Here is a 13,139-nt window from a genome sequence, read left to right on the forward strand (position 1 = left end):
CCGGCTCGGAGAAGAGGTGCGTGGTTGGACGGCGAGGCCCGCGACGAGGTCACCGACGGGACCGGGGACGAGCTCCCGTGGGAGCCGGTCGGGGTCAGCTACGCCGAGCACTTCCACCCCGCGCGGCCGCGGGCCCTGCGCCACCGGCCGCGGGTGCGCCAGAGCGTCGTCCGCGACCCCGCCACCCGCGACGGCGACGCGGTGGGCACCAACCCGGCGTACGTGTCGTGGCTCGTCTCGGAGTCGATGCTGGCCGACGCGAACACCATCGCCCGCCAGTTCTCGGGCCAGGGCGCGATGTGGCAGAACCCCTACGCCGACCCCGACCCGCGCCTGGCCGTCGAGACCGCGTCGGTGTGGTTCACCGCCTACCCGCTGTCGCTGATCACGCGGCCCGGCCAGTCGTTCCTCGCCGCGCTGGGCGAGGAGGAGCTGTGGTCGGCGTTCGCCGACATCGGCATCGAGGCCCTGCACACCGGCCCGGTGAAGCGCGCGGGCGGCATCACCGGCTGGTCGAACACCCCGAGCGTCGACGGGCACTTCGACCGGATCTCGACGGTCATCGACCCGGCGTTCGGCTCCGAGCAGGAGTTCCGGGCGATGTGCGGGATGGCGACCTTCCACGGCGGCACGATCATCGACGACGTCGTGCCCGGGCACACCGGCAAGGGCGCCGACTTCCGCCTCGCCGAAGTGGCCCACGCCGACTACCCCGGCATCTACCACATGGTCGAGATCGAGCCGGACGACTGGCACCTGCTGCCGGAGGTCCCGCCCGGCCGTGACTCGGTGAACCTCGACGCCGTCGTCGAGGAGCAGCTGGAGAAGTCGGGCTACATCATCGGCCGCCTGCAGCGCGTCATCTTCTACGCGCCCGGGGTCAAGGAGACCAACTGGAGCGCGACCCGCGCGGTCGTCGGCGTCGACGGCGTCGAGCGCCGCTGGGTGTACCTGCACTACTTCAAGGAGGGCCAGCCCTCGATCAACTGGCTGGACCCGTCCTTCGCCGGCATGCGCCTGACCATCGGCGACGCCCTGCACTCGCTCGCCGACCTCGGCTCCGGGGCGCTGCGCCTCGACGCCAACGGTTTCCTCGGCGTCGAGAAGAGCGCCGCCGAGGGCAACCCCGCGTGGTCCGAGGGGCACCCGCTCTCCGAGGCGGCCAACCACCTCATCGCCAGCATGGTGCGCAAGGTCGGCGGGTTCACGTTCCAGGAACTGAACCTGACGATGGACGACATCCGCCAGGTCGGCGAGGCCGGCGCGGACCTGTCCTACGACTTCGTCACCCGGCCCGGGTACCACCACGCCCTGGCCACCGGGGACGCCGAGTTCCTGCGCCTGTGCCTGCGCACCTGCCGCGACACCGGCGTCGACCCGGCCTCGCTCGTGCACGCGCTGCAGAACCACGACGAGATGACCTACGAGCTCGTCCACTGGTCGACCGGGCACCGCGACGACGTCTTCACCTTCCGCGGCGCGCCCGCGACCGGCGCCGAGATCGGCGACACCGTGCGCCAGGAGCTGGCCGCGTGCCTCGCGGGCGAGCGCGCCCCCTACAACCTGGTGTTCACCACCAACGGCATCGCCTGCACCACCGCGACCGTCATCGCCGCCGCGCTCGGGATCACCGACCTCGAGGCGATCACCGACGACGACGTCGACGCGATCCGGCAGATCCACCTGCTGCTGGCCATGTTCAACGCCATGCAGCCGGGCGTCTTCGCGCTGTCGGGCTGGGACATCACCGGGATGCTCACCCTGCGACCCGAGCAGGTCGGGAGCCTGCTCTCCGAGGGCGACACCCGCTGGATCCACCGGGCGGCGCACGACCTCATGGGGCTCGACCCGGCGGCGTCGCGGTCGGCGGAGGGCATGCCGCGCGGGCGCAGCCTCTACGGCAGCATCCCCGAGCAGCTCGCCGACGAGACGAGCTTCCTGCGCCAACTCTCGGCGATCCTCGGCGTGCGCAAGCACTACGGCATCGCCACGAGCCGCCAGGTCGAGATCCCGGACGTCTCGCACACCGGGCTCCTCGTCCTGGTCCACGTGCTCGACGACGGGCGGCACGCCCTGACGGTGCTGAACTTCGCCGCTGAGCCGGTGACCGCCACGGTGCGCGCCGAGGCCCTCCCGCCCGGCGGCACGGTGATCGACATGTTCACCCAGGAGACCGTCGCCGGCGTCGACGACCTGCGCTCCTTCGCGGTCGACCTCAACGCCCACCAGGGCCACGCCCTGCTCGTGGAGGCGCCGGCCGGCGCCTGAGGGCCTGGAACCGCACGGCCCGGCGGAGGACCATCACTGCGCATGGCCACGGTGAGCGTGCGGTACATCGTCGACGACGTCGATGCCGCGATCTCCTTCTACTGCGGGCGGCTGGGCTTCCACGAGGACATGCACCCCGCCCCGACGTTCGCGATGCTGAGCAGGGGCGACCTGCGCCTGGTCCTGTCGGCCCCCGGCGGGGGCGGGGGCGGCGGGCAGGCGATGCCGGACGGGACGGTGCCGCGCCCCGGCGGGTGGAACCGCTTCACCCTCGAGGTCGCCGACCTCGAGAGCCTCGTCGGGGAGCTGCGCAGCGCCGGCACGCGGTTCCGCAACGACGTCGTCACCGGCGTGGGCGGCAAGCAGATCCTGCTCGAGGACCCGTCCGGCAACCCCGTCGAGCTCTTCGAGCCCACCCGCGCGGAGGCCCGCCTCTAACCCGGGTCCGGCATCGCCGGCGGGTCGTCGGGCAGGGCGAGGGTGCGCCGCGGGGTCGGCCGGTGACCCAGGAACGCCGGCCGGTTCGCGTGACCCAGCAACAGCGGGAGCAGGTCGCGGGCGGCGAGGGCCCCGTACCAGCCCGCGTGCGCCGGGGCCTCGCCGAACGCGGTCACCGCGTCGGGGCGCACGCCGGGACCGGCGACGACGAGCGGGGTGGGGTCGCCGGTGTGCAGCACACCGCCGGTCGACGGCGTCGCGTGGTCGCCGGTGACCGCGACGACCGCGTCGTCGGCGAGGTCGAGCAGGCCCGCCAGACCGGCGTCGGCGGCCTCGAGCGCCTCGAGCTTGGCACGCGGGCGCTTGGTGTGGCCGGCGTCGTCGGTGGCCTTGGTGTGCACGTGCACGAACGCCGCGCCCCCGTCCAGCAGGGCGCGGCAGGCGTCGAGCCGCGCCGCCAGGTCCGCGGCGAGGTCGGGCACCGGGGCGAGGTCTCGGGTCCGCAGGCCGAGCAGGGCCGCCAGGCCGCGGTAGAGCCGGGTGCTGGTCACCGCGGCCCCGGGGACACCGACCTGCTCGACGAACGTCGGCACCGGGCCCAGCGCGCCCGACCACTTCGTGGTCACCACGTCGAGGGCCGGCGCGTCCCGCGCGCGGCGGGCGGCGTTGACGGGGTGGTCGCGCAGCGCCGCCCGGACCGCGCCGAGCAGCCGCACCAGGGCGTCGGCGGTCGGCTCCGCGCCCGCCGCGCCCTCGACCGGGAGCACCCGCAACCACGGGTGGCGGTCCTCGAAGAAGGGGTCGGAGTCGGTGACGCCCCCGTCGGCGTGGCCGGGCATGAGCAGCACCGCCTCGCCACGATCCAGCGGCACGAGCCGGTGCCCGTGGTCCGCGGCGAGATCCGCGACGTCGGCGAGCAGCACCACGGCGTCCTCGGCATCGTCCCGGCCGGCCCGTCCCGTGATCCACACCCGGCCGTCCGCGCCGGTCGACGACGTGCGCAGCGCCGCGTGCGTGACGGCCACGCCGGCCGGGACGTCGACGCCCGCCCCGAGCGCCTCGAGCACCGCGCGACCCGGGAACGGCACGTCCGCGAACCCGAACATCGCCCAGTGCGCGAGCTCCGACGAGGGCGCCCGGCCCCAGCCGAACGGCAGGTGCCAGCCCGAGGCGCCGCGGGCGGCGAGCGCGTCGAGCACGGGCGTGCGGGCGGCCTCGGCGGGCGTGCGGTCGCCGAGCTCGGGCACCGGCCGGTCGCCGAGGCCGTCGAGGACGACCAGCACCACCGGGCGGCGGTCGTCGTCGAGCCGGGGCTGGGTCTCGCCGTGGCCGGGTGCCCTCATCCCAGCAGCTCCGCGAGGACGGGCACGGTCGCCGCGGGGACGAGGTCGCGCCAGGTGCCGTCGGCGAAGTGCGCGCGGATGCCGGTGGCGTCGAGCTTCGCGGCGGGGTCGCCGTCGAGGACCACGACCCGGTAGCCGCCGTCGGCGAGACGGCTCGCCTTGTCGGACTCCCACGCCGAGTACGCCCGCACGTAGTGCACGGCGTCGCGGGGGACGTACTCGGTCCAGACCCCGGGACGGGTGAGGTCGAACGGTACGACCATCGAACGGTCGGCCATTCCCGCACCGGTCAGCGCGGCGGCGAGCAGGCGTGCGCGCTCGTAGTAGGTGAAGGGATTCGCCGCGTCGGTGTGCCGGTGCGACGACGTGGGCTCGGCGTGGCGCGCCCCCGTGTCGGGATTGGTCACGGCGACGACGAGACGGTCGTGCTCGGCGAGGGCGAGCGCGAACAGCTCGAGGTGCTGGGCGTGGACGGGCTGGAAGCGCCCGGTGACGGCGGCGAGCGTCGTCATCGCTTCCCGCGGAGCAGGCCGCGGGCGATCGCGTTGCGCTGGATCTCCACCGTGCCGGCCGGGATCTTGAGGTTCCGGGCGAGCCGGTAGAGCTTCTCCTCGGGCGAGCCCTTGCGCAGCCCGGTGCCGCCGTGGACCTGCAGGGCGCGGTCGGCGACGCGCAGGAACGCCTCGTCGTTGATCACCTTCACGAGGCTCATGAGCCGCGGGGCGTCCGGGTGCAGCGGCATGCCGAAGGCGCCGCCGGGCAGCGCGTCGAGCTCGGCCTGCGCCCGCAGCGACGCCGCCCGCGCCGCGTACACGTCGGCGTCGATGTCGGCGAGCATGTGCTGCACCGCCTGCAGGTCGGCGATCGGCGCGCCCCCGGAGGTGCGCTGCCGCGCGCGGTCGAGGGCCCGGTCGAGCAGCCACGAGCCCCAGCCCGCGCACATCCCGCCGCGGCACAGGCGCCGCCAGTTGATCCACGCCATCGCCAGTGCGAAGCCGTCGCCGGGCTCGCCGACGACGTCCTCGGCCGGCACCCGCACCCCGTCGAGGTGCAGCTCTCCGGTGAGCCCGTCGTCGAGCATGGTCGGGATGTCGCGGCCGCGGGTGAAGCCGGGGCTGGTGGCGTCGACGAGGAACATCGACAGCGAGCGGGTGCCGGCGCCGGGGTCGGTGACCGCGGTGATCTGGACGACGTCGCAGAAGTGGGCGTTGGTGATCCACGCCTTGGTGCCGTCGAGGATCCAGTCGCTGCCGTCGCGGCGCGCCCGGGTCTCCATGGCGAGCACGTCGGTCCCCACGGCGATCTCGGTGTTGGCGAACGCCGCGGTGATCTCCCCGGCCATCAGCGGCGCGAGCCACCGCTCGCGGGCCGCGTCGGAGCAGTGCTCGATCGCGGGGTTCGGGCCCTCGGTCCAGGCCAGCGCCGCGAGGCCCAGGCCGAGTCCGGCGTGCCGGTAGACGTACTCCTCGACGTGCTGCATCTCGGCGCGGGTGAAGTCCAGCCCGGAGCTGACGTGGGGGCTGTAGAGCCCGGCGGCCGCCGAGCGGCGCTGGGCCTCGCGGCGCGCCTCCCACACCACCGGGTGCATCCGCCCGGCCTCGTCGAGGCGGGGGTTCCACGGGGTGCCGACGTCCTGCGCGGCCAGCTCGGCCTCGAGCGGGGCGGTGTCGGAGGCGAGGAACGCCCCGAAGCGCTGCGTGTAGTCGGCGACGCGGTCGGTCAGGCCACTGGTCACCCGCATGCCCTACGACCCGGAGGGTGCTCGCGTCAACTGCTCGGACGTCCTACGGTCACGTCCCGTGCCGGTGCTGCGTGCGGATGCCTCGCTCCTGCTCGTCGTCGACCTGCAGGAACGCCTCATGCCCGCCATCGCGGGGGCGCCGGCGGTCCTGGAGAACGCGAGCCGGCTCGTGCACGGCGCCACCCGGCTCGGCGTCGGGGTCCACGCCACCGAGCAGAACCCGCGCGGCCTCGGGCCCACGGTGTCCGCCGTCGCGGGCCTGCTCCCGTCGCCGGCCGCCCCGAAGACCGCGTTCGCCGCCGACGTGCCGGACCACCCGGGCCCGGTCGTCGTCGCCGGGTGCGAGGCCCACGTGTGCGTGCTGCAGACCGTCCTCGGCCTGCGGGCGGCGGGCCGCGACGTTGCGGTGGTCGCCGACGCGGTCGGCAGCCGCAGCGAGGCGAACCGCGACCGGGCGGTGGAGCGGATGCGCGACCACGGCGTCGACGTCGTCACCACCGAGATGGTGCTCTTCGAGTGGCTGCACGACAGCGACCACGAAGCCTTCCGCGAGGTGCAGAAGCTGATCAGGTGACAGCTCGGTACGCGTGCGCTAACGTTCGTCGCCACTGACCGTGGAGGACGCCGTGACCGACGACGACCCGGAAGGTGTCGCACTGCGGGCGCTGGTCGAGCCCCGCCGCCGCGCGATCCTGCGCCTGGTCGCCCAGGACGAGCTCTCCGCCGGGGAGATCGCGGCGACGTTCGAGGTCACCCGACCCGCGGTCAGCCAGCACCTCACGGTGCTCAAGGACGCCGGTCTGCTCACCGAGCGACGGGAGGGCACCCGCCGGCTCTACCGGGCCCGCCCCGAGGGCCTCGACGGCCTGCGCGGGTTCCTGGAGGACATGTGGGGCTCGTCGCTGGACACCGCCCGCCGTCTCGTGGAAGCCGACCGAGGGATCGCCGATGACGAGCACCACGCCGCAGGCTGACGTCACTCCCCTGCACCGTCCGCCCATCCGGCAGGCGACGACGGTCCGCAGCGGCCGCGCGCACACCTTCGACGTGTTCGTCGCGACGATCGGGCAGTGGTGGCCGCTGCAGCCCTACTCGGCCGGCAAGGACCGGGTCCGCGAGGTGCTCGTGGAGCAGCGCGTCGACGGGCGGGTGTACGAGCGCTGGGACGACGGCACCGAGGTCGACTGGGGCCGGCTGCTCGCGTGGTCGCCGCCCGAGCGGTTCGTCATGACCTGGAACATCACCCCGCTCCCGACCGAGGTCGAGCTGACGTTCACCGCGCTCGGCCCCTCGCTGACGCGCGTCGCCGTCGAGCACCGCGGCTGGGAGGCCCTCTCCGAGGCCCAGCTCGGCGAGGACTGCGCCCGCCCCGGCGGCTACCGCGGCGGCGCGTTCGTCCGCGGGTGGGAGGAGATCCTCGGCGCGTTCGCCGCGGCCGTCTGATCAGGCGGCCCCGCGGGCGGCGACGAGGTCGAGCGCCACGTCGACGATCATGTCCTCCTGGCCGCCGACGAGCCCGCGACGCCCGATCTCGACGAGGAGCTCGCGGGTGTCCACGCCGTACTGCAGGGCGGCGTTCTCGGCGTGGCGCAGGAAGCTGCCGTAGACCCCGGCGTAGCCCAGGGTCAGCGTCTCGCGGTCGACGCGCACGGGGCGGTCCTGCAGCGGGCGTACGAGGTCGTCGGCGGCGTCCTGCAGGGCGAAGAGGTCGCAGGCGTGGGTCCAGCCGTAGGTGTTCGCGACGGCGACGAACGCCTCGATCGGCGTGTTCCCCGCCCCGGCGCCCTGCCCGGCCAGCGAGGCGTCGACCCGGACGGCACCGTGCTCGACCGCCACGACGGAGTTCGCCACCGACAGCGAGAGGTTCTCGTGGGCGTGGATGCCGATCTGGGTCTCAGGACGCAGCACCTCGCGGTAGGCGTCCAGGCGCGCCGCGACGTCGGGCATGGTCAGGCGGCCGCCGGAGTCGGTGACGTAGACGCAGTGGGCGCCGTAGCCCTCCATGAGCTTCGCCTGGCGCGCGAGCTCGGCGGGCGGGGCCATGTGGCTCATCATGAGGAAGCCGGAGACGTCCATGCCGAGCTCGCGGGCGGTCGCGATGTGCTGGGCGGCGACGTCGGCCTCGGTGCAGTGCGTGGCGACGCGCACGGAGCGGACGCCGAGGTCGTGGGCCTTCGTCAGCTCGGCGATGGTGCCGATGCCCGGCAGCAGCAGGGTGGTCAGGACCGGGGTGTTCGCCGACGCCTCGATGGCCTCGGCCGCCGCGGCGATCCACTCCCAGTCGGTGTTGGAGCCCGGCCCGTAGGTGAGGCTGGCGCCGGCGAGGCCGTCGCCGTGGGAGACCTCGACGGCGTCGACGCCGGCGTCGGCGAGCGCGCGGGTGATCGTGCCGACCGCGTCCGGCGCGAGGCGGTGCCGGATGGCGTGCATGCCGTCCCGCAGGGTCACGTCCTGGATGTAGAGGCTCATCGAGTGCTCCGGGAGGCTGCGTGTCCGGCCAGTTCCTCGCCGACGCGCAGGGCGGCCGAGGTCATGATGTCGAGGTTGCCGGCGTACGCCGGGAGGTAGTGCGCGGCGCCCTCGACCTCGAGGAACACCGACACCTGGTGGGTGGGCCGTGCCCCGTCACCGACGAGCGTGTGCAGCGGCTGGTCGTCGGGGATCGCCCGGACCTGCACGGCCTGCTTGAGGCGGTAGCCCGGCACGTACTCGGCGACGGTCTTGACCATCGCCTCGACCGCGGCCGTGATCTCGGCCCGCAGCGTCGGCTCGTCGCGCGGCTCGGCGGCGTCGCCGACGAGGCAGAGCACGGTGTCGCGCATGATCAGCGGCGGCTCGGCGGGGTTGAGCACGATGATCGCCTTGCCGCGGCCGGCCCCGCCGACCTGCTCGATCGCCGCGGCGGTGGTCTCGGTGAACTCGTCGATGTTGGCGCGCGTGCCGGGGCCCGCCGACATCGACGCGATCGACGCGACGATCTCCGCGTAGGGCACCGGGGCCACGGACGCGACGGCGGCGACGATCGGGATGGTGGCCTGGCCGCCGCAGGTGACCATGTTGACGTCGCTGACGTCGCCGAGCTGCTCGAGGTTCACGGGCGGCACGACGTACGGGCCGATCGCGGCCGGCGTGAGGTCGACCAGCCGCTTGCCGTAGGGGCGCAGGACCTCGGCGTTCGCGACGTGGGCCTTCGCCGAGGTGGCGTCGAAGACGATGTCGATGTCGGCGAACCCGTCGAGCTCGGTCAGACCTTTCGCCCCGGTGTCGACGGCGGCGATGCCGAGGCGGCGGGCGCGGGCGAGCCCGTCGGAGTCGGGGTCGATGCCGACCATCGCGGCGACCTCGAGCGTCTCCGACAGCCGCACGATCTTGAGCATGAGGTCGGAGCCGATGTTGCCCGACCCGATGATGGCGACCTTGGTCTTCATCGGTCTCCCTCGAAGGTGACGGCGACCTCGCCGAGGCCGGTGATGTGGGCGGAGTACGTGTCGCCGGGCGCCACGGGGACCATCGGGCCGAGCGCGCCGGAGAGGATGACCTCGCCGGCGCGCAGCGGGTCGCCGAGGTCGCGGGCGGTGCGGGCCAGCCAGGCCAGCGCGGCCAGCGGGTCGCCGAGGCAGGCGGCGCCGGTGCCGGTGGAGACCTGCTCCCCGCCGCGGCGGAGGGTCATGGTGACGTCGACGGGGTTCACCCGGTCCAGTCCGACCTGCTCCGGGCCGAGGACGTACAGGCCGCTCGAGCCGTTGTCGGCGACGGTGTCGCCGAACGTGATGTCCCAGCCGGCGATCCGGCTGTCGACGATCTCCAGCGCGGCCCGCTGGTGGTCGACGGCGGCGCGGACGTCGGCGTCGCTCAGGTCGGTGCCGTCGAGGTCGGCACCGAGCACGAACGCCACCTCGGCCTCGATCCGCGGCTGCAGCAGCCGGCCCGCGGCGACCGTGGCGCCGTGCTCGACGGGCATGTCGTCGAACAGCACGCCGAAGTCGGGGCTGGCGACGCCGAGCTGCGCCTGCACCGCCGGATTGGTCAGACCGATCTTGCGGCCGACCGTCCGGGCACCGTGGCCGAGGCGGTGCGCGGCGAGGCGGCGCTGCACGGCGTACGCGGCGTCGACGTCGTCGGCGCCGATGAGATCGCGGACCGGGGCGCACGGCGTCCCGGTGGCGGCGGCGTCGAGGAGGCGCTCGGTGGCGTGGTCGACGCCGGCGGTCGTGGTGGGCACGCGGAGCACGGTGCCGGTCCCGGGCCGCAGGAGACCAGCACCGAGTTCCGGTGAGCTGAACTCCGGTGCGCTGCGCGCATGTGAGCACTTCGGAGTGCTGGGGCACTCCGAAGTGCTCACATGCCCGGAGGGCACCCGCGGGCGAGCATCGCGGCGATGCCCCCGGCGGCGGCGCGGACGGCGTCGACGTGGCGTTCGGGGCGGAAGCGGTGCACGGGGCCCGTGACGCTGACGGCCGCCCGCACCCCCACGCCGGGCTCGGGCACCGGGGCGGCGACGCAGGTGATGCCGACCGCCGACTCCTCGTGCTCGAACGCCACGCCGCGCCCGAGGATCTCGTCGAGCTGGGCGCGGAGCACCGGGACGTGGGTGATCGTGCGCGGCGCCCGGCGGTCGAGCACCCCGCCCAGCACCGCCGTGCGCACCTCCGGCGGCGCGTGGGCCAGCAGCACCTTGCCGATCGCCGTGGCGTGCAGCGGCATCCGCCCGCCGAGGCGCGAGGGTGAGCGCGCCTGGCGGTGCCCGCCCATCTTCGCGACGTAGACGACCTCGTGGCCCTCGCGCACGCCGAGGTGCACCGTCTCGTGGGTCAGCTCGTAGAGGTCCTCGAGGAACGGCGTCGCGACCTCCAGGAGCCCGCGCCCGACCGACGCGCGCATGCCCAGCTCGAAGACCAGCCCGGACAGGCGGTAGCGACCCTCGACGCGCTCCAGCAGCCCGTGCTCGACGAGCTCGCCGAGGGTGCGGTGCACGGTGCTGCGGGCCATGCCGGTACGGCGGTGGATCTCGGCGAACCCGAGGGCGGCGTCCTCGGCGGTGAACGCCCGCAGGACGGCCAGCGCCTTGCCCAGCACCGTGACCGGCACCCCGGGTGTCGGCGCGGACGTCATGGGCCCCTCCTCGATACACTGGACCGTACGGCGTTCGCCCGTGCGTGCGCGCTGGCCCGTTCCCTCGAGGAGGACCCGTGCCCCCACGTCGCCGCCGGGAGAGCAGCAAGGACAGCGGCAAGGACAGCCGGGCGAGCACCGCGTCCGGGCTCTCCGCCGAGCGGATCATCGACGCGGCCCTCGTCATCGCCGACGAGGAGGCCGACCTCGACCGCCTGACGGTCCGCCGCCTCGCCGCCGACCTCGACGTCGGCGTCATGACGCTCTACGGCTACTTCCGCAACAAGGACGAGATCCTCGACGCGATGGGCGACCGCATCCTCGGGTCGATGACGCTGCCCGAGCAGGCCGCCACCGAGCCGGCGGCGGCGCTCCGGGACCTCGGGCACGCGTTCCTGGCGATGATGCGCGACCACCCGAGCGTCGTCCGCCTGCTCGCCACCCGCGTCACCGACAGCCCGGGCGCGCTGGTCAACGCCATGGAGGGCGTGCTCGAACGGCTCGCCGTCGCCGGCATCACGGGCCCGCGCGCGGTGCGCGCCTACGGCTTCCTCATCACCTACGCGCTCGGCTTCTCCGCCTACGAGGCCCCCCGTGCCTGGGGTCGGGCCCAGGACGCCGCCGCCGCCACCGAGGCCCGCCGCCAGCGCACCCACTTCTACGCGGGCCTGTCGCGCGAGCGCTTCCCCCACACCGTCGACCTCGCCGACGACCTGCCGACCCTGCCCACCGACGAGCAGTTCGCCGACGGGCTGGAGATCTGGATCGCGGGGTTCGTCGCGACCGTCCCGGCGACCACCGGCGCCTGAACGCGGCAGGACGCCGGACCCGTCACGTCGACGGGTCCGGCGTCCTGGCGGCACAGCCGGAGGAGATCAGCTCCCGCCGGCCGGCACCGCCTTCGGCTCCGCCGCGGCCGTCCCCACCGGCGCGGAGGGCATCGTCGCGTCCGTCGAGGGCGGCATCCGCAGCGCGAGCCCGGCGAGCAGGGAGACGACGGCGCCGACCGCCATGTAGACGGCGATGCCGACCCAGCCGCCGGACTCCTGCAGCGACGCGGCGATCGCCGGCGCGAACCCGTTGCCGAGGATCGTGCCGATCGTGAAGCCGATGCCCATGCCGCTGAAGCGCAGCGCGGCCGGGAAGACGCCCGAGAAGTACGCGGGGAAGACCGCGTAGTTCGCCGAGTAGGCCAGGAACACGATCACGAAGCCGAGCAGCATCAGCCCGTAGTTCCGGGTGTTGAGCAGGGCGAACCAGATGAAGGGGGTGACGACGAGCGCGGCGCCGCCGGCGAGGAACACCGCGCGGACGCCGAAGCGGTCGGCCAGCCGGCCCGCGACCGGGATGGCGATGAGCAGCACGACGGCCGCGGGCAGCAGCACCCCGAGCATCGCCGGGCTCGACAGGCCCAGGGCGGTCCTGCCGTAGGAGATCGAGAAGACGGTCGTCAGCGTGAAGACCATGCCGGCCGAGATCGTGGCCAGGGCGACGAGGACGACCGCGCGCCCGCTGCCGCGCAGCACCTCGACCAGCGGCATCCGCCGGACGGCGCCGGCCTGCTGGATCGCGAGGAAGTCGGGGCTCTCCTCGAGCGTGAGGCGCACGACGAGCCCGACGACCACGAGCACGGCGCTGACCAGGAACGGGATGCGCCAGCCCCACGACATCAGGGCGGGCTCGGGCAGGGTCAGCACGGCGAGGAAGACGAGGTTCGACAGGATCATGCCGGCCGAGGTGCCGGTGTTGACCAGCGCGCCGCGCAGGCCGCGCCGGGACTCCTCGGAGTGCTCGACGGTCATGAGCACGGCGCCGCTGTACTCCCCGCCGACCGAGACGCCCTGCAGCACGCGCAGCAGGACCAGCAGGATCGGCGCGGCGATCCCGATGCTCGCGTAGGTCGGCAGCAGGCCGATGAGGAACGTCGAGCCGCCCATCATCAGCAGCGTGATCACGAGGATGGTCCGCCGCCCGATGCGGTCACCGAAGTGCCCGAAGACGAGGGCGCCGAGGGGACGCGCGACGTAGCCGACGCCGAACGTCGACAGCGCGATCAGCGTGCCGGCGAGCGGGTTGAACGTCGGGAAGAAGAGCTTCGCGAAGACCAGCGAGGACGCCAGGCCGTAGATCGCGAAGTCGTAGTACTCGATAGTGGTGCCGATCCAGCTGGCGACCACGGCCTTCGCCGGACTGCGGCGAGGTCCGGTGGTGACGGACATGCGGGACTCCCGGGGGGA

At 74.1% G+C, this 13,139-nt stretch carries 14 protein-coding genes; 6 read left to right on the forward strand and 8 right to left on the reverse strand.

Annotated features, from left to right (window positions below):
• The first annotated feature begins 24 nt into the window (after window positions 1–24).
• Both treS and ACR9E3_RS11730 read left to right on the forward strand, forming a co-directional pair.
• The gene (gene treS / locus ACR9E3_RS11725; protein WP_460380453.1) at window positions 25–2,268 is read left to right on the forward strand and encodes a maltose alpha-D-glucosyltransferase; all 2,244 of its coding nucleotides are present in this window, start codon (window positions 25–27) and stop codon (window positions 2,266–2,268) included.
• 42 nt (window positions 2,269–2,310) lie between these two features.
• Entirely contained in the window at window positions 2,311–2,706 is a 396-nt protein-coding gene (locus ACR9E3_RS11730; protein ID WP_460380455.1) for a VOC family protein, read from the forward strand.
• On the opposite strand, the gene ACR9E3_RS11735 is transcribed toward ACR9E3_RS11730, so the two are convergent.
• From ACR9E3_RS11735 to ACR9E3_RS11745, 3 genes are read right to left on the reverse strand one after another with little or no spacing between them, the layout of a single operon-like run.
• Window positions 2,703–4,049 carry an alkaline phosphatase family protein gene (locus ACR9E3_RS11735; protein ID WP_460380457.1) on the reverse strand — a complete coding sequence of 449 codons (1,347 nt, stop codon included), beginning with the start codon at window positions 4,047–4,049 and terminating at the stop codon, window positions 2,703–2,705. The two genes, ACR9E3_RS11730 and ACR9E3_RS11735, sit on opposite strands and share 4 nt — an antisense overlap.
• Complete coding sequence (locus ACR9E3_RS11740) at window positions 4,046–4,561, reverse strand: adenylyltransferase/cytidyltransferase family protein (protein WP_460380459.1); 516 nt, start codon at window positions 4,559–4,561, stop codon at window positions 4,046–4,048. The genes ACR9E3_RS11735 and ACR9E3_RS11740 overlap by 4 nt, the downstream gene beginning before the upstream one ends.
• Complete coding sequence (locus ACR9E3_RS11745; RefSeq protein WP_460380460.1) at window positions 4,558–5,784, reverse strand: acyl-CoA dehydrogenase family protein; 1,227 nt, start codon at window positions 5,782–5,784, stop codon at window positions 4,558–4,560. The genes ACR9E3_RS11740 and ACR9E3_RS11745 overlap by 4 nt, the downstream gene beginning before the upstream one ends.
• A 64-nt stretch (window positions 5,785–5,848) precedes the next feature.
• On the opposite strand from ACR9E3_RS11745, the gene ACR9E3_RS11750 reads away from it, so the two are divergent.
• From ACR9E3_RS11750 to ACR9E3_RS11760, 3 genes are read left to right on the forward strand one after another with little or no spacing between them, the layout of a single operon-like run.
• Window positions 5,849–6,364, forward strand: coding sequence for an isochorismatase family protein (locus tag ACR9E3_RS11750; protein WP_460380462.1), 516 nt, complete (start codon window positions 5,849–5,851; stop codon window positions 6,362–6,364).
• Window positions 6,365–6,416: 52 nt separating this feature from the next.
• Window positions 6,417–6,764: an ArsR/SmtB family transcription factor gene (locus ACR9E3_RS11755; RefSeq protein WP_460380464.1), complete on the forward strand. Its 348-nt coding sequence runs from the start codon at window positions 6,417–6,419 to the stop codon at window positions 6,762–6,764.
• A complete protein-coding gene (locus ACR9E3_RS11760) occupies window positions 6,739–7,233 on the forward strand; it encodes an SRPBCC domain-containing protein (RefSeq protein ID WP_460380466.1) in 495 nt (164 codons plus the stop codon). The genes ACR9E3_RS11755 and ACR9E3_RS11760 overlap by 26 nt, the downstream gene beginning before the upstream one ends.
• On the opposite strand, the gene dmpG is transcribed toward ACR9E3_RS11760, so the two are convergent.
• The 4 genes from dmpG to ACR9E3_RS11780 form a co-directional block, all read right to left on the reverse strand.
• Window positions 7,234–8,259 (reverse strand): 4-hydroxy-2-oxovalerate aldolase, encoded by a 1,026-nt coding sequence (dmpG, locus tag ACR9E3_RS11765; RefSeq protein WP_460380468.1) that lies wholly within the window; start codon window positions 8,257–8,259, stop codon window positions 7,234–7,236.
• A complete protein-coding gene (locus ACR9E3_RS11770; protein ID WP_460380470.1) occupies window positions 8,256–9,218 on the reverse strand; it encodes an acetaldehyde dehydrogenase (acetylating) in 963 nt (320 codons plus the stop codon). Before ACR9E3_RS11770 ends, dmpG begins: the two co-directional genes overlap by 4 nt.
• Window positions 9,215–10,012, reverse strand: coding sequence for a 2-keto-4-pentenoate hydratase (locus ACR9E3_RS11775; RefSeq protein ID WP_460380472.1), 798 nt, complete (start codon window positions 10,010–10,012; stop codon window positions 9,215–9,217). Before ACR9E3_RS11775 ends, ACR9E3_RS11770 begins: the two co-directional genes overlap by 4 nt.
• 116 nt (window positions 10,013–10,128) lie before the next feature.
• Window positions 10,129–10,902 carry an IclR family transcriptional regulator gene (locus tag ACR9E3_RS11780; RefSeq protein ID WP_460380474.1) on the reverse strand — a complete coding sequence of 258 codons (774 nt, stop codon included), beginning with the start codon at window positions 10,900–10,902 and terminating at the stop codon, window positions 10,129–10,131.
• A gap of 77 nt (window positions 10,903–10,979) precedes the next feature.
• Between ACR9E3_RS11780 and ACR9E3_RS11785 the strand changes: the two genes are divergently transcribed.
• A complete protein-coding gene (locus tag ACR9E3_RS11785) occupies window positions 10,980–11,711 on the forward strand; it encodes a TetR/AcrR family transcriptional regulator (protein ID WP_460380476.1) in 732 nt (243 codons plus the stop codon).
• A gap of 66 nt (window positions 11,712–11,777) precedes the next feature.
• Here ACR9E3_RS11785 and ACR9E3_RS11790 read toward each other — a convergent pair whose 3' ends face one another.
• Window positions 11,778–13,121: an MFS transporter gene (locus ACR9E3_RS11790; protein ID WP_460380477.1), complete on the reverse strand. Its 1,344-nt coding sequence runs from the start codon at window positions 13,119–13,121 to the stop codon at window positions 11,778–11,780.
• Window positions 13,122–13,139: the final 18 nt, after the last annotated feature.

The sequence above is a fragment of the Actinomycetospora sp. C-140 genome (genome assembly GCF_054796175.1).